This window comes from Solibacillus daqui (assembly GCF_028747805.1).
GTDB lineage: Bacteria > Bacillota > Bacilli > Bacillales_A > Planococcaceae > Solibacillus > Solibacillus daqui.
Window position 1 is genome coordinate 477,271 of sequence record NZ_CP114887.1, and the last position, 23,046, is coordinate 500,316.

Annotated in this window: 26 protein-coding genes, 1 riboswitch and 1 other annotated feature; of the genes, 11 read left to right on the plus strand and 15 right to left on the minus strand. The window is 39.1% G+C overall.

Going from position 1 to position 23,046, the window contains the following annotated elements:
• The 8 genes from O7776_RS02285 to O7776_RS02320 all read right to left on the minus strand — a co-directional run bounded on the left by O7776_RS02285 (position 1) and on the right by O7776_RS02320 (position 6,757).
• On the minus strand, positions 1-222 hold the full coding sequence (locus tag O7776_RS02285) for a sulfate permease (RefSeq protein ID WP_274309039.1): 222 nt from the start codon (positions 220-222) through the stop codon (positions 1-3).
• A gap of 188 nt (positions 223-410) precedes the next feature.
• Positions 411-1,190: a tryptophan synthase subunit alpha gene (gene trpA / locus O7776_RS02290; protein WP_274309040.1), complete on the minus strand. Its 780-nt coding sequence runs from the start codon at positions 1,188-1,190 to the stop codon at positions 411-413.
• Positions 1,187-2,374 carry a tryptophan synthase subunit beta gene (trpB, locus tag O7776_RS02295; protein ID WP_274309041.1) on the minus strand — a complete coding sequence of 396 codons (1,188 nt, stop codon included), beginning with the start codon at positions 2,372-2,374 and terminating at the stop codon, positions 1,187-1,189. The genes trpA and trpB overlap by 4 nt, the downstream gene beginning before the upstream one ends.
• Complete coding sequence (locus tag O7776_RS02300) at positions 2,371-2,988, minus strand: phosphoribosylanthranilate isomerase (protein ID WP_274309042.1); 618 nt, start codon at positions 2,986-2,988, stop codon at positions 2,371-2,373. The genes trpB and O7776_RS02300 overlap by 4 nt, the downstream gene beginning before the upstream one ends.
• Positions 2,989-2,991: 3 nt before the next feature.
• Entirely contained in the window at positions 2,992-3,780 is a 789-nt protein-coding gene (gene trpC / locus O7776_RS02305) for an indole-3-glycerol phosphate synthase TrpC (RefSeq protein ID WP_274309043.1), read from the minus strand.
• The gene (trpD, locus tag O7776_RS02310) at positions 3,777-4,814 is read right to left on the minus strand and encodes an anthranilate phosphoribosyltransferase (protein ID WP_274309044.1); all 1,038 of its coding nucleotides are present in this window, start codon (positions 4,812-4,814) and stop codon (positions 3,777-3,779) included. The genes trpC and trpD overlap by 4 nt, the downstream gene beginning before the upstream one ends.
• 7 nt (positions 4,815-4,821) lie before the next feature.
• The gene (locus O7776_RS02315) at positions 4,822-5,802 is read right to left on the minus strand and encodes a chorismate-binding protein (RefSeq protein WP_274309045.1); all 981 of its coding nucleotides are present in this window, start codon (positions 5,800-5,802) and stop codon (positions 4,822-4,824) included.
• 57 nt (positions 5,803-5,859) lie between these two features.
• Positions 5,860-6,069: a binding site (T-box leader), on the minus strand.
• 205 nt (positions 6,070-6,274) lie between these two features.
• Positions 6,275-6,757: a QueT transporter family protein gene (locus O7776_RS02320; RefSeq protein WP_274309046.1), complete on the minus strand. Its 483-nt coding sequence runs from the start codon at positions 6,755-6,757 to the stop codon at positions 6,275-6,277.
• A gap of 6 nt (positions 6,758-6,763) precedes the next feature.
• A riboswitch (PreQ1 riboswitch) is annotated at positions 6,764-6,808 on the minus strand.
• A 431-nt stretch (positions 6,809-7,239) separates the two neighbouring features.
• On the opposite strand from O7776_RS02320, the gene O7776_RS02325 reads away from it, so the two are divergent.
• The 3 genes from O7776_RS02325 to O7776_RS02335 all read left to right on the plus strand — a co-directional run bounded on the left by O7776_RS02325 (position 7,240) and on the right by O7776_RS02335 (position 10,208).
• Entirely contained in the window at positions 7,240-8,247 is a 1,008-nt protein-coding gene (locus O7776_RS02325; RefSeq protein ID WP_274309047.1) for an ABC transporter substrate-binding protein, read from the plus strand.
• 133 nt (positions 8,248-8,380) lie between these two features.
• Positions 8,381-9,421, plus strand: coding sequence for an ABC transporter permease (locus O7776_RS02330; RefSeq protein WP_274309048.1), 1,041 nt, complete (start codon positions 8,381-8,383; stop codon positions 9,419-9,421).
• Positions 9,414-10,208, plus strand: a complete 795-nt coding sequence (locus O7776_RS02335) for an ABC transporter ATP-binding protein (RefSeq protein WP_274309049.1) — start codon at positions 9,414-9,416, stop codon at positions 10,206-10,208. The genes O7776_RS02330 and O7776_RS02335 overlap by 8 nt, the downstream gene beginning before the upstream one ends.
• 91 nt (positions 10,209-10,299) lie before the next feature.
• Here O7776_RS02335 and ilvA read toward each other — a convergent pair whose 3' ends face one another.
• The 5 genes from ilvA to thiD form a co-directional block, all read right to left on the minus strand.
• Positions 10,300-11,562 carry a threonine ammonia-lyase IlvA gene (gene ilvA / locus O7776_RS02340; RefSeq protein ID WP_274310433.1) on the minus strand — a complete coding sequence of 421 codons (1,263 nt, stop codon included), beginning with the start codon at positions 11,560-11,562 and terminating at the stop codon, positions 10,300-10,302.
• Between the two features lie 209 nt (positions 11,563-11,771).
• Positions 11,772-13,124, minus strand: a complete 1,353-nt coding sequence (locus tag O7776_RS02345) for a YjiH family protein (RefSeq protein WP_274309050.1) — start codon at positions 13,122-13,124, stop codon at positions 11,772-11,774.
• Between the two features lie 274 nt (positions 13,125-13,398).
• A complete protein-coding gene (bshB2, locus tag O7776_RS02350; RefSeq protein ID WP_274309051.1) occupies positions 13,399-14,076 on the minus strand; it encodes a bacillithiol biosynthesis deacetylase BshB2 in 678 nt (225 codons plus the stop codon).
• Positions 14,077-14,089: 13 nt separating this feature from the next.
• Positions 14,090-14,440, minus strand: coding sequence for a YojF family protein (locus O7776_RS02355; protein ID WP_241367518.1), 351 nt, complete (start codon positions 14,438-14,440; stop codon positions 14,090-14,092).
• 187 nt (positions 14,441-14,627) lie between these two features.
• Complete coding sequence (gene thiD / locus O7776_RS02360) at positions 14,628-15,473, minus strand: bifunctional hydroxymethylpyrimidine kinase/phosphomethylpyrimidine kinase (RefSeq protein WP_274309052.1); 846 nt, start codon at positions 15,471-15,473, stop codon at positions 14,628-14,630.
• A gap of 163 nt (positions 15,474-15,636) precedes the next feature.
• Between thiD and O7776_RS02365 the strand changes: the two genes are divergently transcribed.
• The 6 genes from O7776_RS02365 (at position 15,637) to O7776_RS02390 (ending at position 20,293) form a co-directional block, all read left to right on the plus strand.
• Positions 15,637-16,338, plus strand: a complete 702-nt coding sequence (locus O7776_RS02365) for a uracil-DNA glycosylase (protein ID WP_274309053.1) — start codon at positions 15,637-15,639, stop codon at positions 16,336-16,338.
• Positions 16,339-16,376: 38 nt separating this feature from the next.
• Positions 16,377-16,559 carry a uracil-DNA glycosylase gene (locus tag O7776_RS02370; RefSeq protein WP_274309054.1) on the plus strand — a complete coding sequence of 61 codons (183 nt, stop codon included), beginning with the start codon at positions 16,377-16,379 and terminating at the stop codon, positions 16,557-16,559.
• Positions 16,556-16,825 carry a YwdI family protein gene (locus O7776_RS02375; protein WP_274309055.1) on the plus strand — a complete coding sequence of 90 codons (270 nt, stop codon included), beginning with the start codon at positions 16,556-16,558 and terminating at the stop codon, positions 16,823-16,825. Before O7776_RS02370 ends, O7776_RS02375 begins: the two co-directional genes overlap by 4 nt.
• A gap of 25 nt (positions 16,826-16,850) precedes the next feature.
• Entirely contained in the window at positions 16,851-17,228 is a 378-nt protein-coding gene (locus O7776_RS02380; protein WP_274309056.1) for a DUF423 domain-containing protein, read from the plus strand.
• Positions 17,229-17,363: 135 nt separating this feature from the next.
• Entirely contained in the window at positions 17,364-18,560 is a 1,197-nt protein-coding gene (locus O7776_RS02385; RefSeq protein WP_274309057.1) for an amidohydrolase, read from the plus strand.
• 47 nt (positions 18,561-18,607) lie between these two features.
• Entirely contained in the window at positions 18,608-20,293 is a 1,686-nt protein-coding gene (locus O7776_RS02390) for a methyl-accepting chemotaxis protein (protein ID WP_274309058.1), read from the plus strand.
• Positions 20,294-20,365: 72 nt separating this feature from the next.
• Here O7776_RS02390 and gerQ read toward each other — a convergent pair whose 3' ends face one another.
• Entirely contained in the window at positions 20,366-20,677 is a 312-nt protein-coding gene (gene gerQ / locus O7776_RS02395) for a spore coat protein GerQ (protein ID WP_337999459.1), read from the minus strand.
• A 265-nt stretch (positions 20,678-20,942) separates the two neighbouring features.
• Here gerQ and O7776_RS02400 point away from each other — a divergent pair, with 265 nt between their 5' ends.
• Entirely contained in the window at positions 20,943-21,113 is a 171-nt protein-coding gene (locus O7776_RS02400; RefSeq protein WP_274309060.1) for a hypothetical protein, read from the plus strand.
• Between the two features lie 204 nt (positions 21,114-21,317).
• Here the strand turns inward: O7776_RS02400 and hemQ are convergent, their stop codons facing one another.
• Positions 21,318-22,055, minus strand: a complete 738-nt coding sequence (gene hemQ, locus O7776_RS02405; protein ID WP_274309061.1) for a hydrogen peroxide-dependent heme synthase — start codon at positions 22,053-22,055, stop codon at positions 21,318-21,320.
• A gap of 163 nt (positions 22,056-22,218) precedes the next feature.
• On the opposite strand from hemQ, the gene lipL reads away from it, so the two are divergent.
• Entirely contained in the window at positions 22,219-23,046 is an 828-nt protein-coding gene (lipL, locus tag O7776_RS02410) for an octanoyl-[GcvH]:protein N-octanoyltransferase (RefSeq protein WP_274309063.1), read from the plus strand.

Genomic DNA, 23,046 nt, shown 5'->3' on the forward strand with positions numbered 1-23,046 from the left:
TTAGCTCTTTTGTTGTGTATTGCCAACAAAAAACTTTTTAATAAATGTTAATCCTAAATTGAACAGGAAAATAATGAGTGCGATGCGGAAAAATGCTACGCAATATTGCCAAATCGTTGTCGAGTCCGTAAATAACAATGACATATCCGTCACAAGCTCATACGTAAAATAACCTGCAACACCGATAAATAGTAACCCTGCGAAGAAATCTTTAATATTCATGTAGACGCCTCCATTCGATAATTTTACGATACCATATGAAGGAAATGGAAAATAGTATCAATTACGCCTTCGCGTAATTGCGTCCAGATTTTTTCAAGCGCACTTGAAAAAATTCATTTAAAAATCTGTGACATCCACCGGAGGTATTAACTTGCTTCAGCTAGGGGGTGTCCCCTAGCTGAAACAAGTTAAACCGCCTCTATTTTTTTCGTTGCTTGTACTAATTGCTCGATTGTTGACCAATCATCTTCTAATAGTGCAGTCACGATTTTACTGCCGACAATAACACCATCTGCAATTTCACAAAAGCTTTCCACATGCTCAGGTGTCGAAATACCAAAGCCGGCTAACACAGGAATCGAACTTGTCTGTGTTAACTCGGCAAAGTGCCCGGTTAATTGAGACGCGAAGCTTGCGCGTTCACCAGTAATACCGTTTACTGTAACGGCATAAATAAAGCCCTCACTTGCTTCTGCTAATTTTTTCACACGTTCAGGTGGACTCGTTAAAGACACGAGTTGAACTAGCGCGATATTTTGCTGCTTTAAAGCAGGGTGAATGACGTCACTTTCCTCATATGGCATATCTGGAACGATTAAGCCTTGAATACCAGCTAGTCGTGCATCCAGCGCGAAAGCATCAATACCATACGCTAAAATCGGATTTAAGTACGTCATCATGACAAGTGGTACGGTAATGTCATCGGCAAAGCTTGTTAATTGTGCGATGACTTTTTTTAATGTGACACCGTGACTAAGCGCACGTTCACCAGCTTTTTCGATTGTTGGGCCATCTGCAACAGGATCTGTAAAAGGAATGCCGACTTCGATTGCGGATACACCGAGTTGTTGTAACTTTAAAATCGTTGGTTTTAATGTAGTAAGTCCGCCATCGCCCGCCATAATGTATGGGACGAATGCTTTATCACCTTTCGCTAATACTTTTTCAAGATGTACTTTTAATGTCATACGTTTTCACCTCCAAGCTTTTCAATTAATGTGTGTACGTCCTTATCGCCACGACCTGATAGGCAAACGACGATGAGCTCATCTTGCGGACGAGTTTTTGCATATTCAGCAGCATAGTAGACAGCATGCGCACTTTCTAATGCTGGTAAAATACCTTCTGTTTCACAAAGTAGCTTTACTCCTTCTAATGCTTGGCTATCGGTAACAGAAGGGTACTTCGCGCGACCTGATTCATATAAAAAGCAGTGCTCAGGACCGACGCCAGGATAGTCCAGTCCCGCTGAAATTGAATGTGCCTCTTGTACGAAGCCATTATCATCCTGTAGTAAATACATGAAAGCGCCATGAAGGACACCTGTTTTTCCTACATGAATGGCTGCTGCATGCTTGTCGGTATCAACACCAGCACCAGCCGCTTCAACACCATATAGTGCCACATCTTTGTCGTTAACAAACGGATAAAACATACCGATTGCATTACTTCCACCACCAATACAAGCGATGACTGTATCCGGTAAGCGACCTTCTTGCTGTAAAATTTGTGCACGTGTTTCATCACCAATCACATGTTGGAAATCACGAACAATTGTGGGGAATGGGTGAGGGCCAAGTGCTGAGCCCAGAATATAATGGGTATCGTCAATATGCGTAACCCAGTGACGTAAGGCTTCATTTACCGCGTCTTTTAATGTTGCGGATCCTTTTTCAACCGCTACAACCTTTGTGCCAAGGAGCTCCATACGAAATACGTTTAGTTGCTGGCGGCGAACATCTTCTGCGCCCATGTAAACGATACATTCCATATCGAGTAGTGCACAGGCAGTTGCTGTGGCGACGCCATGCTGACCGGCACCCGTTTCTGCGACTATTTTCTTTTTCCCCATTCGCTTAGCAAGTAGTGCTTGACCGATTGCGTTATTAATTTTATGAGCGCCTGTATGATTTAAGTCTTCGCGTTTTAAGTATATTTTCGCGCCACCCATTTTCTTAGTTAAACGTTCCGCATAGTATAGTGGTGTTTCGCGGCCTACATATTGTTTTAAATAATAAGCTAGTTCTTCTTGAAATTTCGGGTCATTTTTTGCCTGTTCATAGGCTGCTTCAAGCTCGGCCAGTGGTGTCATTAATGTTTCAGGAACAAATTGACCACCGAATTGTCCGAAGCGTCCTTTTACTTCTGTCATAAAATAATTTCTCCTTTCGCACGTTCCACAAAGCTTTTTATTTTTTTGGAGTCTTTACGTCCATCAATTTCAACACCGCTCGATACATCGACTGCAAATGGTTCGACTAACATCGTTGCAATGCCGACATTTTCTTCTGTTAAACCACCGGCTAAAATGACTTTGTCTAATGGAATATTCACATCATCTAGTAGCGTCCAATCGAATGATTCCCCACTGCCACCGCGAAAATCTGTACCCGGTGCATCAAATAGGTAGTAATCAATACTATAAGTAGCTGCACGTGTTACATCGGCTTTTGTACGAATCGAGAATGCTTTTATGGCTGGAAGTCCAATCGCAGCAATTTGTTCGGCCGATTCATCTCCATGATATTGAATAAAGTCCAGTCCAACTTGAGCGGCGATTTCCTTAACTGTTTCAGAATCTTCGTTTACAAATACTCCGACTTTTTTAACATCTGACGGGATATGCGCAGTAAGCTCTACTGCTTGTTCTACCGTAATTCGGCGTTTACTTGGTGCAAACATTAATCCGATAAAATCTGCACCAGCTTCAACTGCTGCTTTTACGTGTTCCACTTCTTTTAAACCGCAAATTTTTACTTTAGTCATGTTTTATTCGCCAACCTTTGTTGAAAGTTCGATTTGTAGTGCTTGCAAAGCCGCTTGTACATCACCGCTACGCATGAGCGATTCGCCAACTAACACACCTTTAGCGCCAGCATTGGCAACATACGCAGCATCGTCACGATTCCAAATACCGCTTTCGCTAATAAAGGCAATTTTTGACGATGGAAGGTGCTGAGCAATTTCGCGTGTTTTCGTCAAAGAAACATCAAATGTCTTCAAATTTCGATTGTTTACACCGATAATTTTTGCTCCGATGTTCCCGGCACGTTGTAATTCTTCTATATCATGCACTTCAACAAGTACTTCTAAATCTAGGTTCGTTGCGTACGTATAAAGTGCTTGTAGCTGTGTGTCAGTTAATGCCGAAACGATAAGTAAAATGACCGAAGCGCCTGCCGCTTTTGCATAATCGATTTGCACGTCATGGATGATGAAGTCCTTACATAAAACAGGGATGGTAACTGCTTGTGCAACGGCGTTTAAATCATTGAAGCTACCTTTAAAAAAGGCTTGCTCCGTTAAGACCGAAATACAGGCAGCTCCTGCAGCCTCATATTGTGTTGCTTGTTCAACAGGATCAATATGTGTGGCGATATCTCCTTTGGAAGGAGAGGCACGCTTCATTTCGGAAATGACTTGTAGGGTGTTACTCGTCATTAATGTTTCGTAGAGAGAAGGGCGTACTTTTGTAACTGCTGGAAAGCTTGGGTCTTGTGCAAGTAACCCAGGTAATTCTGATTTTTTTTGCTCAATAATTGTATCTAAAATCGTCATTTTGCTGATTCCTCCTGAGCGACTTGCTTACTATAAGCAACGATATTTTCAAGTTTTTCAAGTGCACGGCCCGATAAGATGCTGTCCTTTGCCATGTCGATGCCTTCTTTCATTGTGTCAGCTAAGCCATATGCGAAAAAGCCAATGCCGGCATTTAGCACAACCGTATCGAAATAAACGCTGCGCTTTCCTTTTAAGAGGTCTCGCATAATTTCAGCGTTTTCAGCTGGCGTACCTCCACGAATGGCCGAAAGTGGCTGCCGTGTTAACCCAACATCTTCTGCACGTAATTTAAAGGGAATAATATCGCCTTGATCGAGCAAGACAAATGTATTTTCGCCATCAAGTGACGCTTCATCCATGCCTTGTGAGCCAGATACAACAATCGCGCGTTCACGTCCGAGCATGTGCAGCACTTCCGCATAATCGGTAGTAAAGTTTGGACGATTAATACCGACAAATTGCGTTTTTAATGGCACTGGATTTGTTAATGGGCCAACTAAGTTGAAAATCGTTGGCTTTCCAAGTGCTTGGCGAACTTCACCAATACGCTTTAATTTTGGGTGCATATTTGGTGCGTGTAAGAAGGCGATTCCATGTAATTTTAAAAGTTCAGTTGTTTGCGCAGTATTGGGTAGGAGTGTGATGCCTAGTGCCTCTAATACATCAGAGCTACCAGAGGCACTTGAGATTTTACGATTACCATGCTTTGCGACTAAAATGCCACCACCGGCTAAGACGAATGCAGATGTTGTACTAATATTGAAGCTTTGCAATCCATCACCGCCTGTACCGCAGTTGTCGATATAAATGCCTTCGGGTGTATCAACTGCAACGGCATGGGATTTCATCACATGTGCTAATCCAGCCACTTCATGTGCGGTTACGCCTTTGTCATTCATTGCTAATAAAAACGAGGCAATTTGCTCCTTTGGTGTTTGTTCATTAAATATCATTTGCGAGGCCTGCAGCATTTCCTCAAAAACTAAATGCTCCTGCCGCGAAATTTGTTCAATATATGGAATTAATGACATTGTGAAATCATCCTTTCAAAAGCGTCGCAAATGGTACGCCTGTAGTTGAATCTGTTCGAATTTGTGCGGTATCGCCAGTAATGGTAATCGCATTTTCAGGTGTTGTGAAATCCACTTGACCGTTAAAGCCAATATAGCCAATTAACCCCTGTGCAGGCTTCAATGCTTTTACGACATCAATCGCATGGAATGTTGGATTGAGTTCACCGTTTTGTACATCGTTTGTTGTATAATTCGAGCTTTGGCAAAAACGCTCGATTGATGGCGCTTCATTTGTTGCAGAAAGTGTGCCATCACGTACTTGCAAATAGTTATGATCGGATGTACCAACAACCGTGCAATCATCGAATTCCATGTAGTACATATAAGGTGCGGCGTGCTCGATACGTAGTTTACGATAAAGTGCAAAAGCATCGCCTGAAAATTGTGCAGTGTATTGGCCATCTACTTGAGGTTCAATGGTATGAAGGGTGTACGACGTTTCCTCCGCTATTGGATTGGCAAATAACTTGTCGATAATAGCATCGATATTTGGCTCTACTTGCTCAGCTTCAATATTTGTATGGAACACGGCAATTTCATCTGTTAAATGGTCGAAAATTACGAGCGTATCATAGACATGAAACTGTAATTTAGGTAATCGGTCAGGCAAAGCTTCAATATAACCAATACCCCCACCTGTGAACGGATATTCCGTATGTGACGAAACACGGGGCATCACTTGTTTTAATAAGGCAATAAGTTCGCCTTCATACGTATATTGTTTATTTGTTAAATGTGATAGATCGATTAATTGTTCCTGCTCGCCGCGATATGTTTTTCGAGGATTGACGCCAATAAACGAGTAGCGCCCGTGACCCTCATATTTCATTGAACTCTCTAATAAAAATTTTCGTTCACCTTGCAAACGTTGAAAAATCGAAATCGGTGTTAACAAATCACCGTTTACTTTTTTCATTGACGTGCGAAAACGCTGTTTAATGGACATCTGTATACACTCCTTCTAAATGAAATAAAAAAAGTCCCCAGCAAAAGAATCACTTTTGCTGAGGACGATATAAGACCGCGTTGCCACCTCGATTGAAGTAAAGAAAAATTACTTCCACTCTACCTGATAACGGCAGGGAACCGTCCGCTGACTCATGCCAGCAGCTTTCATAAGGCCCATTCATATTGTACTTTCGACGCATTTCCACCAACCATGCGCTCTCTTAGCGAAAGTATCAATATTACTCTTCTTACTCGACAATTTACTCAACTCAACTTAACTTAACTAAAACGGTGGTCATGCTCTCACAACCTGCTACCGTGGATATCAAAATAGAATAAACTTATTCTAACATCGAAAATTTAAAAGTCAAACAATTATAAAAATGCGGAAATAAAAAACCAGCAAGCAAAAACTAGCTGGCAAAACGAAAAAGTTGTCACAAAATTACGCAGAGGCATAATCAATCATGTTAAATTAACTTTTTAAAATCAAGACGTTTATTTAATGTGTACATGATCGGCGCGCCGACAATTAATACGACAAATTCACCTACAGCAACTGTTAGCCAAGTCCATAAAAATGGCAACTCTAATGCTAAGTTTAACTCAAACGCAATGATGAACATCGTAAAGGTAAATAACAATGAGTTAATAATCAGACGTGCGACAATGTTTTTCACAAATTTGCAGATAAAAATAAAGATACTGATTGTGACAATAGAATGGATTACCCCAAACACCAAGTCATACCAGCCCAGCGGTGAGAACATATTCGAAATGAATACGCCTAATATAATACCACCTGCAAAGCGTGGGTTAAATGCCACTAAATGGTTAAACATTTCAGAAACACGAAATTGTACCTCCGTAAATCCGAATGGTGCAACAAGCATTGTAACAGCAATATAAAGCGCCGCAATAATACCAGTCGTCGCTAAAAATTTGACTTTCATATTCATTTCCTCCTAGTTTTTTTACGTGGGATGGTTACGAACCACGCGAAGCAACTGCAATCATAGCAATATTGCATGCGAATGTAAATAAAGCAGCTTAAAATATAAATAGTAGAAATTTTTTTACAATTAGATAGCACAATGATTTCAAGAGTTTAGTGAAATCATCGATGGATTAAGCAGCTTAAGTAAAGAAATGAAAGTATTCATGCATAACGGATTGAAATAACATGTTCAGCGAATGAGCGTAAAATCCGTTCATTCGTTTTTTTGTTCATGGGATTGACAAATAACAGATTAATTTTGAAAGTACGCCGGATTTTCTTCAAATTCACTACTAAATTCTAAATATTGAATTCAGAACATTCTAAATGTTATTGACTATCTGAAAACGAAGGGGTAATATATTTTTAATTCAGACTTTATCCAAATGAAGTATGACGCTTTAAATCGACAGAGAAAAAATAGGGGGATTATTCATAATGAAACGCAATTTACTGAAGCTATCATTCGTATTATTCGGGCTTCTGTTTGTATTAGCAGCGTGTGGAGGAGAAGAAAAAGATAACGCTTCAAACGACACAGCAAATAGCGGTGCTGGAGGAACAGAAGAAACAAAAACATTTAAAATCGGTACAACTCAAATCGTAGAGCATCCATCTTTAGATGCAGCTACAGAGGGTTTTAAAAAGGCAATTGAAGATGCCGGTATTAAAGCGGAGTATGTTGATAAATCAGCAAACGGTGATAACAGTGCAAATATGACGATTGCACAACAACTTGTAAGTGAAAACGTAGATTTAATTTTTGCTAACTCAACACCATCAGCACAGGCTGCAAAAAGTGCAACAGCTGACATTCCAATTATCTTTACTTCGGTAACAGATGCAGTAGGGGCAGAGTTAATCGCTTCTATGGAGAAACCAGGTGCAAACGTTACAGGTACAATCGATTTACACCCAGAAACAATGCCAAAAACAGTGGCATTCTTAAAAGAATTAGGTGCGAAAAATGTTGGGATGATTTACAACGCTGGTGAGCAAAACTCAGTAGCACAAATCTCAGCGGTAAAAGAATTAGCTGCAAAAGAAGGCGTAACAATCGTGGATGCAGCAGTATCAGCTTCTTCAGAAGTGAAGCAAGCAGCTGAATCATTAATCGGTAAAGTAGACGCATTCTACGTAGTTACAGATAACACAGTTGTTTCTGCATTAGAATCTGTAATAGATGTAGCAAACGCAAACACATTACCATTAATCGTTGGTGAGTTAGATTCTGTTGAGCGCGGTGGTTTAGCAGCATATGGCTTCGACTACTACGATATCGGTTATGAAGCAGGTCAAATGGCAGCACAAATTTTATTAGAAGGTAAGTCACCTGCTGAAATTCCAGCGGCTTACCCTGCAAACTTAAAACTAGTAATTAATAAAGCAGTTGCTGACAGCTTAGGTTTAGACGTAAAACCTGAGTGGGGAGCAGAAGTACAATAATTTTTCATTCGCGCTTGTGTCCTGAAGAGGAAGTCAGCCGTTGTTGCTTATTGCGACGAAGGCTGGCTGACCCATATCATGTGGGTCCTAGCGCGAATGCTTATTTAAAGAAAATATTAGGAGATGATTCGAGATGTTTATAGCTTTGTTTGGTTCAGTCGAGCAAGGAATCATCTATGCAATTATGGCACTGGGTGTGTATTTAACATTCCGTGTGTTAGATTTTCCGGATTTAACCGTTGATGGAAGCTTTGTAACGGGTGCAGGAACAGCCGCGATGATGATCGTACTGGGCTACAATCCGATACTTGCAACATTAGTGGCAACAATTGCTGGATTTATTGCTGGATGTATGACTGGGATTTTACACACGAAAGGAAAAATTAATCCATTATTATCAGGGATTTTAATGATGATTGCGTTATATTCTATCAACCTACGTATTATGGGATTAAGTTCAGATTCAGGTGTAACACGTCCAAATATTCCACTGTTAAATTCAGATACAATTTTCTCAATGTTCAGTAGCTATTGGTCGGGACTTGGCATTGATGGTGCCTTATCAAGCATGGTGAAATCAATGGGGGCAAAAACAATTCCATCTACATGGGGTATTTTAATATTAATGATCCTTGTGACAGTCATCATTAAATTAATTGTGGATTGGTTCTTAAAAACAGAGGTAGGTCTTGCAATTCGTGCCACAGGGGATAACAAGCGCATGATTCGTAGCTTCTCTGCTAATACCGATTCTTTAATCATTTTAGGTTTAGGGCTATCAAATGGTATGGTGGCATTATCAGGGGCGTTAATTGCACAATATACAAAATTTGCGGACGTTGGTTTAGGGATTGGGATGATTGTTGTCGGCTTAGCTTCGGTTATTATTGGGGAAGCGATTTTTGGTACAAAATCCATTGTACGTGTAACATTTGCAGTTATTGCTGGTGCGGTCATTTACCGTATGATTTACGCGTTAGCATTGCGTGTAAAGTGGTTAGATTCGGGGGATATGAAGCTGATTACGGCATTTATCGTCATTTTAGCGTTGGTTATTCCTCAAATCGTTAGCAGATATAAAGAAAAGAAACGTAAAGCACGTCGTTTAGAAGAACGTATGGCAGCGCAAAAAGCAAAAATAGAAGTAGAGCAGGGAGGGAAGGGCCTTGCTTAAATTAGATGGCATTAACAAAGTATTTAACGAAGGTACGCCTGACGAAAAAATTGCCTTAGACAATATTAATTTACATTTAGCACCTGGTGATTTCGTAACAATAATTGGCAGTAACGGTGCAGGTAAATCAACGATGATGAACATGATTTCGGGTGCACTTACACCGGATTTTGGTTCAGTTATTATTGACGGGAATGATTTAACGCGTTTACCAGAATATAAGCGTGCTGTGCATATTGGACGCGTATTCCAAGATCCAATGGCCGGTACAGCCCCAACGATGACGATTGAAGAAAACTTAGCGATTGCGTATTCGCGTAATGCAAAGCGTGGTTTACGTTTTGGGGTTGATAAAAAGCGCCGCGAGTTTTTCAAAACGTCATTAGAAAAGCTACACTTAAATTTAGAAAATCGTTTATCTGCAAAAGTCGGATTGCTATCAGGTGGGGAACGCCAAGCATTAAGTCTACTAATGGCAACCTTTACAAAGCCATCGATCTTACTGTTAGATGAGCATACAGCGGCGCTTGACCCATCACGTGCCGAGCTAATTACAAACTTAACAAAAGAGCTTGTTGAAGAAAGTAAGCTTACTACACTAATGGTAACGCATAACATGCAGCAAGCACTAGATTTAGGGAATCGTTTAATTATGATGGACAAAGGTCAAATCATTTTAAAAGTAGAAGAAGACCGTAAGCCACATTTAACAATTCCAGATTTAATGGCAGAGTTCGAGAGTATCCGCGGAGAAAAAATGAACTCTGACCGCGCATTACTAGGATAATTTTAAAATCTTTAGCTGACGATATGACGGCTAAAGATTTTTTTATTTGAGCAAAAAATACCCGCTACTAATAAAGTAACGGGTAATGATATTAGACGAGTAGTGCAAATAATGTACTGTCTTTATTGACCTCTTTATAATCAAAGCCGTTTTCATGCATACGCTCTACTAAACCGGCATGATCATCCGGGTGCCCAATTTCGATACCAACGAGTGCAGGGCCACTTTCCTTGTTATTTTTCTTCGTATATTCAAATGTAGTAATATCATCATTTGGTCCAAGTACCTCTGTTAAAAACTGACGAAGTGCACCTGAACGCTGTGGGAAGTTCACGATATAGTAATGTAGCAAACCTTCATAAATTAAAGAGCGCTCTTTAATTTCCTGCATACGTCCGATGTCATTATTGCCTCCAGAAATAATAATGACAACCGATTTGCCCCGAATTTTATCAGCATAAAAGTCAAGCGCCGCCACAGATAATGCTCCAGCAGGCTCTGCAATAATTGCATGTTTATTATATAAATCTAAAATGGTTGTACATACTTTGCCTTCAGGTACTGATACGATATCGTCTAAATAGGTACGACATACTTGGTAAGTATCATTGCCAACGCATTTTACCGCAGCACCATCAACAAATTTGTCAATCCAGTCAAGTGTAATAGGACCTTCATTTTCAAAAGCCGATTTCATACTTGCCGCGCCAGCAGGTTCTACACCAATGACTTGACTATGTGGCGATAAATTTTTCACATAAGCGGAAACACCAGACATTAAGCCGCCGCCACCAATGCTACCGAAGATATAGTCAATAGGTTCTTCGATATCATTCATAATTTCCACCGCAACCGTACCTTGACCTGCCATAACGTCGTAATCGTCAAATGGGTGAATGAAAATACGATTTTCCTCTTCGCAATAAGCAAGTGCACTTGCAGCAGAATCATCAAATGTATCTCCAGCTAGGATGATTTCAACAAAGTTACGCCCAAACATACGAACCTGATCGATTTTTTGCTTTGGTGTTGTTTTTGGCATGAAAATCGTTGCTTGAATTTCAAGCTTCGCACAAGCGTAGGCAACACCTTGTGCATGATTGCCAGCACTAGCGCAAGCCACACCTGATGCACGAGCTTCGTTTTCGATTTTTTTTATTTTATAGTAAGCACCGCGCAATTTAAATGAACGGACATGCTGTAAATCTTCACGTTTAAAATAAATCTTTGCGCCATACTTTTCTGATAAATATTCATTCAATTGCAGTGGTGTATGCACGACAACATCCTTTAAAAAATGGTGTGCAATTAATACGTTTTCCACCGCAATGGTTTTAGGTTGAGCAACTTCCATCTCCATGTAACCTCCATCGTCTGTGTAAAGATTACATTATTTTATCATAAAACCACTAATGAATGTTGTAAAAATTCAGTAAATTAAGAAAATTTATTAAAACACCGTAATGAAAGCGGTTTAATGTAGAGGAGGAATTAATTTAGAATTTATTCTTTTGGCAATAATAAAAAACCCGCATTTTGCAAAATACAAAATGCGAGCTCTGTTTAGAATAATAAATGCGTAATCACTGCGATGATTGGAATTGAGATAACTGTTCGGATTAAGAAAATCACGAATAAATCCCATAATTTTAATGGAAGCTTTGTGCCTAAAATAAGGCCACCAACTTCAGACATGTAAATTAATTGTGTTACCGAAACCGTTGCGATGAAGAATCGCGTCATCTCAGATTCAATACCAGCACCTAAAACTGAAGGTAATAGCATATCCGCAAAACCGACGATCATCGTTTGTGCCGCTTCACCAGCTTCTGGAATTTGTAATAGGGCTAGAATTGGTTCGAATGGCATCCCTAAAATACGGAAGAAGCTTGTGAATTCAGCTAATACTAACGCGATTGTACCAAATGCCATGATAATTGGCGTTACAGCAAACCACATTTCTAATACGTTAATAAAGCCGTTTTTCACCATTTTACCTAAGTTACGATTTGAATCGGCTTTCGAAAGTGCATTGTGTAGACCGTAAGAAACGACGTTATAGCCTTCTTGTACAACTTCACGGTTGATAGAAGCTTCAGAACCATCGATTAACGTATCCGCTTTGTTCTTTAACGGATAAATACGTGGCATAATGACTGCTAAAATTAAACCACAGAAAATTACGGATGCATAAAACTCAAGGAAGTACGCTTCAATTCCAATTGTCTCAACAACAACTAAGCAAAATGTAATCGAAACAACTGAGAACGTTGTGGCAATCGTTGCCGCTTCACGTCCTGTGTAGTTCTTTTCCTCGTATTGCTTACTTGTTAATAATACGCCGATTGTACCGTCTCCAACCCATGACGCTAAACAGTCAATCGCAGAGCGTCCAGGAATTTTGAAAATCGGGCGCATAATTTTTACCATCATTGAACCAAAAAATTCAAGTAAACCGAAGTCTGTTAATAATGGAAGTAACAGACCCGCAAATAAGAACAATATGAACATGAATGTAACAAGACCACTAGCAGGGTCAATTAAAATCCCAGATGTTACATCACTTTTTAGACTTTCAGGACCTACCTGAAATAAAAATGCGCCCGCAAATACAACGGCCAATACGCGCATAGTTGTCCAGAACCAGTGAACACGGAATAATGAATCCCAAATATTACGTGGTCCACGTTGTGGAATAACGTGCATTGCAATCGAACCTAACGCTGCAATAATAAAGACAATAAATGCGAACCAATGAATATAAGGCTCAACATAACCAGCTAACCAGTTAGCAAGTAACGCGATTGGAACTTTCATACCAGCATCTGTACTAATTGGTGTAATGAAAATGAACACACCAAGAGCAGACAGGGCTAAAAATAAAAACCACGTGTAAAACGAAAATTTAGTTTTCATCTATAATAACCTCAGTAAAATGTAATATTGAATATTTATACACTATAAAATGTAGAAATAGTCCTTGTCTACCGTTTTGCATAAAGATTAATATTTCAGAAAAATTTCAATGAGTAAGAAATTGAATAAATTTAAGCGAAATATCTTTAATGAGCAAATAAATACTGATTAAGTAAAGGATTTCAATTTGAAAGAGAGTGAATAAAAATACGGTATTTTGAATTTGGGCAAAAAAAAAGATGCTTCGCGAAATGACGCATGCATCTTTGTAAATTTAATCATTAAACGTAAAAGTATAAAATCTTTCAACATTTAGCCAGCTATCTGACATGACCTCGCCATCATCAACGCGCTTAGCAGTTTCTTGCATCATCCAAGCCGTTTGAGAGGCATGGGCTTGTAGTGCCTTTATCTTGTCGTTTTTTACAGAACGAATGTCCACAATTACATCTGGTTCACCGTTTTTCTCAACGGTATCATTTGCAAATGCACAGGCTAAAATGCGTGGACGCTTTTCAGGTGCCATACGACGAACTGCTTCAATAACCGCTTTTGCTGTTGCTTCATGGTCTGGATGGACTGCAAAGCCCGGTAAAAACGTGTAGATTAATGATGGATTAAGCTCGTTGATTAAATCCGTCACAAGCTGAACCATTTTTTCATCATCTTCAAATTCAACCGTTTTGTCTCGAAGACCCATCATACGTAAATCTTCAATGCCCATCGCAGCACAAGCAGCAATCAGCTCTTTACGTCGAATTTCTGGTAATGATTCACGCGTCGCAATTGGGGGATTTCCTAAGTTACGACCCATTTCACCTAATGTTAAGCAAGCGTATGTAACGGGTACGCTCATATTACGGTGCATACGAATAACACCCGCAACAGAAAAAGCTTCATCATCTGGGTGGGGGTAAACGACTAATACGTGACGTTCTTGTTGTAATGTCATGAATAAGTCCTCCTTAATAAGCAAATGGCGATTCGCTAATTTCTAGTGCAACCGCTAGCTTCCCTGTATAGTCTAAGCCCGCCATAAGTAAGCGACCTTGATCGTCTAGTTCATAATGTGTAATACCTTGTGCATATACCCAGCCATGCGGCAATTTTAAGCCAACGCGGTGTGGAGCGTCGCCAACAACTTTCCCTAATTCGTAATTTAATTTGATGTTGCGAATAAATGCCCCCGCATTAAAGAATTTTTCGTCATAATGGGCTGCATACGAGCCGTTTGTTGTTTCTAGATGAATATAAACGTCTTTGTTCGCAAAAGAATTAAGTAATTCTTGGAGCTCTGTTTGATTTACTTCCTTCATCCTAATTCTCCTTTCGAATCTAATTAATACTAGTATAGTAAAATTTCACGCTCGATGAAAAGAAAAAGTCGCAAAAGAGGCTTTTTCTTAGAGATAATGAAAAAATAAAATTTTTCAAACAAGTTAATATAAAAAAACACATTTCACGCCATTAGACGTGAAATGTGTTTTCATAGTGGGTATGTCATTAAGCTTTCGTATAATGTGGAATGGTTGTTACCGTTACTTGTGGTGCTCCGAAACGAGGTTTTGCTCCATGCATAACTGGGCCAACATGCTCATTTAATGCCCAGCCGTGTTTAATTGCAGCTGAAACGAATTCTTTTGCTTCGATTACTGATTCCTCAACAGAAAGACCATTCGCTAAGTTTGCACATACGCTTGCAGCAAATGTACAACCTGCACCGTGATTGTAAGTAGAAGTGACTTTTTCAGTTTCAAGTAGTTTAAAGTCATTGCCATCAAAGAATAAATCAACCGCTTTGTCATGTGCTAATGCTTTACCGCCTTTAATGACAACATTTTTCGCACCTAAAGCATGAATTTTTGCTGCAGCGATTTGCATGTCTTCAATCGTTTTTGGTGTACCTGTACCAGCCAATTGACCTGCTTCAAATAAGTTTGGTGTAACTACGGTTGCGTGAGGTAATAGATAGTTAATCATCGCTGTTGTATTGCCAGGATTTAAAACTTCGTCGTCCCCTTTACAAACCATTACTGGATCGATAACCACTTTGTCTGTTCCTGAATCTTGGATTGCTTTTGATGCAATTTGAATAATTTCTTCTGTAGAAAGCATTCCTGTTTTAATGGCATCAACACCAGTAGATAATGCTGTGTCGATTTGTTTTTGTAATAATGCAGTTGGTAGTGGTGTCACTTTATGGCTCCAAGTTTTTGGATCCATTGTTACGACTACAGTTAGAGCGACCATTCCGTATGTGCCATGCTCTTGGAAAGCCTTTAAATCTGCCTGCATCCCTGCGCCACCTGATGTATCTGAACCTGCAATTGTTAACGTTTTTTTCAACATAAAACCAATCTCCTTATAATGAATATTCGAAAAATAATTACGTATAGTATAGCGTGTATCTGACTTTGTAAAAATAGTCAGAATCAATAAAAACTACAAGGTCAGGTAAATTGACTTGAATTTATAGCGTATTTTCACTACTGTTTGAAGTGAGGTGGAAATAATGATCGAACAATTAACTAATGAATGGCAGGAAATTTTAGCACCACAACAACAAGAGACATACTATCAAAATTTAATGGAATTTTTAACGCAGCAATATAAAACGGCGACGGTTTTTCCTAAGAAAGAACAAATATTAAACGCGTTGCATTATACCGATTATACGGATGTAAAAGTGGTGCTCTTAGGACAAGATCCATATCATGGACCAAATCAAGCACACGGTTTAAGTTTTTCAGTGGAACAAGGTCAAAAGCTACCACCATCATTAAAAAATATGATGAAGGAATTACAAGATGATTTGGGTTGCCCGTTGCCTGATCACGGAGCGCTATCTACTTGGGCAAAGCAAGGGGTTCTTCTATTAAATACCGTGTTAACAGTGCGTCAAGGAGAGGCCAATTCACATAAAGGGCAAGGTTGGGAACAATTTACCGATAGAATCATCGAAAAATTGGCAGAGCGAAAACAGCCAATTGTGTTTTTATTATGGGGCAAACCAGCGCAAAGTAAGCGTGCAATTATCGAACGAATTTCAAATCAGCATATTATTTTGGAAGCACCACATCCGAGTCCACTCAGTGCACATCGCGGTTTTTTTGGTAGTAAGCCGTATTCGAAAACGAACGACGCATTAGTAGCGCTTGGTGAACAGCCAATTGATTGGTACATTCAAAGTAAACAGGCTAAACTTTTTGACTGAAGCATGGTAAAGTAAGGAAAGAAAGAGAGGGCTAGCTGATGAAAATTGATTGCTTTAAATGCCAGTATTTCCGTGTGACGTGGGATCAAGAAAATCCACGTGGTTGCACGGCATACGGCTTTAAAACAAAACAGCTGCCATCATTAGTTGTACGGCAGTCGAGTGGCATGGATTGTTTAAAATTTGTGCAAAAAATAAGGCAGGGGGACACGAGTCGATGATTACACAACAAACCATTTTAACGCAAATTGAAAAGTTGACTATTGAGGCGCGCCAAGCAAATTCAGAGCAACAAGTACGAGAAAAATTTGCGGCTATAAAAGCAATTTGTGATGTTGTGCTTGCAGAAAACAGGACTGAAAAGCAACAGTCTTTAAGCGTCGCACCAAACGCGATGCCAGTTCCAGCCTTCACACAGCCTGTCGCAATCCCGTCGCAAAAGTTGCAAGAAGACGACGCCAACGGAGATTCGATATTTGATTTTTAACAAACTAAAAAAAGAGGTAAAGATAATGAAAGGTTCAATTATTTCTGGTGCGATTCATGGCTTTTTAGCGGTAGCACTTGGTGCATTTGCAGCACATGGTTTAAAAGATATTTTAGATGATTACGGCACAGGTATTTGGGATACAGCGGTACAATATCAAATGTTCCATGCAACTGCTTTAATCCTAGTCGGTATTTTAATGGCTCGTTCAATTATAGGTGAAGTAAAGCAATTAAAAATCGCAATGATTTGCTTTAATTTCGGTATCCTTATTTTTTCAGGCAGCTTAATGGTACTTGCTTTGACAGGTATTAAAGTATTAGGCGCAATTACCCCAATTGGCGGCGTTTTATTTTTGATTGGCTGGGTCATGGTCATTATGGCCACATTAAAAAGAACATAAAAAGATAAAGCATGTACTTCTAGGATTGGAAGTATATGCTTTTTTTAGTATATTAATAATTAAATTAAAACTTTTTTCTAAATTATCGGAATTTATTGTATAGTTAAAAAGTAACTTAGTGAAGGAGCGAAGACAATGAATCAATTATTAACGAAACTACAAGAGCACTTCGAAGAGATGGTTATCATTCGACGCTATTTACACGAATATCCAGAAATCTCCCATGAAGAAGTACAGACACCCGCCTATATTGCGAAATTTTATCGTGAGCTCGGTTTAGAAGTTCGTGAACATGTAGGTGGGCGTGGGGTAGTTGCGACATTACGTGGAGCTAGACCAGGTAAAACCGTTGCGTTACGGGCTGATTTTGATGGATTGGCAATTCAAGAATTAAATGAAGTTCCATATAAATCAAAAAATGATGGCGTAATGCATGCATGTGGTCATGATGGGCATACGGCAACGTTACTCGTATTAGCAAAAGCATTAACCGAAATGCACGAGCATCTAGTAGGGAATGTTGTCTTCATTCACCAGCATGCTGAGGAAGTCGCACCAGGTGGGGCAAAGGCAATGATTGAAGATGGCTGCCTAGAAGGCGTAGATGTAATTTTTGGTACACATTTATGGGCACCAACTCCATTGGGGGAGATTTTAGTACGTGATGGGGCAATTATGGCAGCAGCTGATCGTTTTGAAATTGTCATTCAAGGTAAAGGGGGGCATGGTGCAGAACCTCAGCACTCTGTAGATGCAATAGTCGTAGGTGCACATTTTGTAACGCAATTACAAACACTTATATCACGCCGAATTGCACCACTTCACTCAGCGGTTGTGACAGTAGGGCATTTCGAAGCAATAAATCCATTCAATGTCATTGCGGATACCGTAAAAATTCAAGGTACTGTACGCGCGTTTGATGAAGTAGTACGTCAGCAAATCAAAGAAGAAATTGAAACGCTATTAAAGGCAACTTGTTTAGGTATGCATGCAAGCTATGAATTCACTTACTTTGACGGCTATCCACCGGTTATAAATCATGTACAAGAGACGCAATACATTCAGAATATTGCTGGGCAAATACCTACAGTAGAGCAAGTGACTGTTTGTCCACCATTTATGATTGGCGAGGACTTTGGTTATTATATGCAACATGTTCCAGGGACATTTTTCTTTACCGGTGCCAAAAATCCTGCATGGGAGACGGTTTATCCGCATCATCATGCAAAATTCGATTTTGATGAAAGGGCTATGTTAATTGCGGCACAAGTTTTAGGTGCAGCGACATGGAGCTTTTTGACGAGCGAAAATAATGGGGATGTAGTATTATAAATTATACATTTTTAGTAAATAATTTAAAAAACTAGGGGGATAATAATATGAGGGTTGGTGCTAAGTTAAATATTGCCTTTTATTCAATGATTGCATTGTTTGCAATCACAATAGGAATCACCTTTATAAGCTTGAGTAATATCGAAGCAAAGTCTGAAGAAGCTTTAGATTATCGTGTTGTGCAAATTCGTTTAGTTGATGAAATTCGATTTATTATATCGATGCAGGGACTATATGCACGTGCAGTTGTACTAGATGGTACGGAAGAGTCCTATGAAAATTTCGAGTATTATAAAGGGTTATTAACAGAAGAAATACAGGGTTTAGAAAAATTAGCAACCAGCGATATGATGAAAGAACATATTGCGCAACTTCACAAATTTAATAATGATTTTAACAATGGTTCTTTAGATATGTTAGACGCAATTGAACGTGGAGATAGTCGATTAGCTAATGGTTTTATTAACACAAAATTAAAAGCGGCGAATAATGGGATTTTAGGTGTTGCGGACCAAATAGTGGAATATCAAGAACAACAATTAGCGGAAATTAACAAACAAACAGCTGGTGCGATTTTGTTAACGAAATCCATTGCTATACTAGCATTAGTAGTAAGTATTGCTATTGTCTTCATATTCATTATTTATATTCGCAGAACAATAACAAGTCCACTTAAGAATGTTGTAAAGAAAGCCAATATTATTGCATCTGGTGATTTGTCACAACATGATATCGTTGTAAAATCAAAAGATGAAATTGGACAACTTGGACATGCATTTAATTTAATGAAGACAAATTTATCCGGTTTAATTAATAATATACAAATAAATGCAGAGCAATTAAGTGGCGCTGCTCAAGAACTTTCAGCAAGTACAGAGGAAATTACTGCCACGACAGAAGACATAACAACGCGTGTAAGTAATACATCAGAATCAGCGCATGTTTCAGCACAAGCTTCAAATGAAAGTGCGCGAGCTATGGAAGAAACCGCTTCTGGTGTACAACGTATCGCAGAAGCAACGCAATTATTACATGGTAGCTCGATTGATGCATCGAAAACAGCACAAAATGGTGGAGCAATCATTCATCATGCAAAAACACAAATGGATATCATTAGTGCTTCAACAAACTCTGTCAATAATTTAGTACAAAAGCTTGCTAAGCAAACGGACGAAATTAATAATATTTCAAAAGTCATTACAGACATTACAGATCAAACGAATTTATTGGCATTAAACGCGGCGATTGAGGCGGCTCGTGCGGGCGAACATGGGAAAGGGTTTGCAGTTGTAGCAGATGAAGTACGTAAATTAGCAGAGCAATCGAAAACATCTGCAACTTCTATTGTTAATTTAACGCTTGAAATTAAGTCTGACACGGAAAATGTAGAACGCGCGGTAACTGAATCGTTATTATCTGTACAAGATGGTGTTGAAATTATTACAGAGGCTGGGAATTCATTTACTTCGATTGTAGGAGCAGTTACGAAAATGTCCACACAAATCGAAGAAATTTCCGCTACTTCTGAACAACTTTCAGCAAGTGCAGAACAAGTAAGTGCATCGATAAATGAAATTGCAATTGGCTCCAATGAATCAAGTAGTAATTTGGAAGTAATTGCTGCTGCGGTGGAGGAACAAGCAGCAACGATGCAACAAGTAAGTGCTGTAGCTGTCACATTAAGTGGAAATGCTCAAGACTTACAACAAGAAATTCAGCAATTTAAAGTTTGATAATAAGGAAGGGATTGTCCGAAAGTAATTTCAGAACAATCCCTTCTTCTAATTTAAGATACTGAAATTTCTTTACGGAGATTGCGTGAAGTAATTTAGCTCCTCATCAAACTCAGCATAGTCAAAATAAATCATCGGGAATAAAAAGCGGTGATTTGATTTGAGCTCACGTAAAATGACATGATCACGTCCAGCTGCTTCTACAACACCTCTTACTGTACGCGTATTAGTACCAGCAACAGCATTATCAAATGAAAAATAGAAGGTGCCCGGTTTTCCTTTGTTAAGTCGTAAAATATTTTCGATATAAGACTCTTCACGTGGAAAAGAAGCGCCCGGTACAGTAGTTTGCATAGGTATGCCTGAAGGAGTCATTTGAGGCATTGGTGATGTCCAATAATAAGTCAAATTGGTATCCGTCCTTTCGAAAATGTTGTCATACTAAGGGAGGTCCCTTGTTATCGGTTTAGTATATGCAACACGGTATGTGAAAGATACATAGCAAAGTAAAAATGGTGTATGCTTTTGAAAAAAATGAATATACTAATAATAAAATTAGAAATATGTAATATCCGAATAAGTGGGTAAATATTCAGGAAAATGAAAGAGATGTTGCCTCGTGTATATAAAAACTCGGGGAGTGAATGTGATGAAAATCGACATTTGGATTGGAATGATTATTAGTGCGATTTTGTCGTTTGCAATCGCAGCATTTTTCGGAGAACCACTGAATTGGTATTTACTCGTATTACTAATAGTAATGGGTTTATACATTAATACCATCATCATTATTTTAAAATTAAAGGACGACCGCACTTGAAAGGATGAGTTGATTTTGGAACTCATCTTTTTTTATTTATGCCCGGTATGACACCCCAGCTCAACTAGATTAGTAAGTATCCGGCTGTTCGTGCCTAACGTTTTTTGGATTTTAAACGGATAATGAGCGAGAAAGGACAAATATGAATTTAAAGTATGAACAAAAAAGGCTATTTGAAAGGTTTCAAATAGCCCCATTTTACAATTAAATGGCTAATAATTTCTCTAATTTTTCATTGTCTAATAAGTTTCCTACTAGGAACTCACCGAATTCACCATAGCGAGCTGACACTTCATCAAAGCGCATTTCATATACGATTTTTTTGAATTGCAGCATATCATCAGAGAATAATGTTACGCCCCATTCGTGATCGTCTAAACCAACTGAACCTGTGATGATTTGCTTGATTTTACCTGCATAGCTACGGCCAATAAGTCCGTGTGCGTGCATTAATTGGCGGCGCTCATCCATTGAAAGCATATACCAGTTGTCATTGCCGTCACGTTTTTTGTCCATTGGGTAGAAGCAAACGTATTTTGATTTTGGTAATTCAGGATACAGGCGCGCACGTACATGTGGGTTTTGGTATGGATCTTCGTCTGATTTACCTGCTAGGTAGTTTGATAACTCTACGATTGACACGTAAGAATACGTTGGAATCGTGAAATCCGCGATGGCTAATTTTGCAAAGCGTGTTTCAATTTCACCTAACTCTTCTGGTGTTTCGCGTAATGTCATAATCATGAAATCTGCTTTTTGCCCAATAATTGAGTAGAAAGCGTTCGAGCCTGTATCTTTATTTAAGTCCTCTAAAAATGCGATGAACTCTTTCGTTGCGGCTTCGCGTTCTTCCGCAGAAACTAATTTCCAAGATGCCCAATCGATTGAACGGAAATCATGTAGTGCATACCAGCCATCTAACGTAATTGCTGCTTCATTCATATGTAAACACTCCTTGTAATTGAAAATGATTCACAGTTAGTGTAGCACAAAACACGCTAAAAAAATCATTTAGACGATTTAAAATCAATAATTTCACCAATTTGACATGACTTTAAATTGCGGTATGCTAAAGTGAGAATAATGTGAAACTAGGAGTAATTTTATGAACGAACTTTTGCAACAAACAACATGGCGTTTTGTCGATCAATCGATCAGTGCCAATAAGCGTTCGCCATTAGAGTCATTTGCGTTGGACGATACATTATGCCATTTAGTTGGCCAAGAAATGACGAACCCAACAATTCGTACATGGGTGCACCATGATTCGGTAGTTTTAGGAATCCAAGATCACCGCTTACCACATATTGAACAAGGAATGGCGCAATTGCGAACAAATGGATATGAGCCGATTGTTCGTAACTCAGGCGGGTTAGCTGTTGTATTAGATGCAGGTGTGTTAAATATTTCAATTGTGCTTGGTGAACAAACACCGCTCAGTATTAATGGTGCGTTTGATGTGATGGTCGATTTTATTCGGACGTTATTTCCGCAGGTCGCCGACAAAATTGAAGTCTATGAAATTGTTGGCTCATATTGCCCAGGTTCCTATGATTTGAGTATAAATGGGAAAAAGTTTGCGGGTATTTCGCAGCGCCGAATGAAAAATGGCATTGCGGTGCAAATTTATTTATGTGTAGAAGGTAGTGGTAGCAAGCGCGCGGAGCTGATTCGTGAGTTTTATGCTGCTGGTTTACAGGGAGAAGAAACGAAATTCCAATATCCTATGATTACACCTCATGTGATGGCTTCACTACAGGAGTTAACGGGTGAAATGGTCACCGTTCAACAGGTCAATGAGCGTATTCGCCACTTACTTTTTGAATGGAAGGGTATGTTTGAAGAACAACCTTTACAAGAAAATGAGATAGAATTATATACTTTTTATTTGCAGCGTGTTTTAAAGCGCAACGAATCGATGTTAACAAAATAA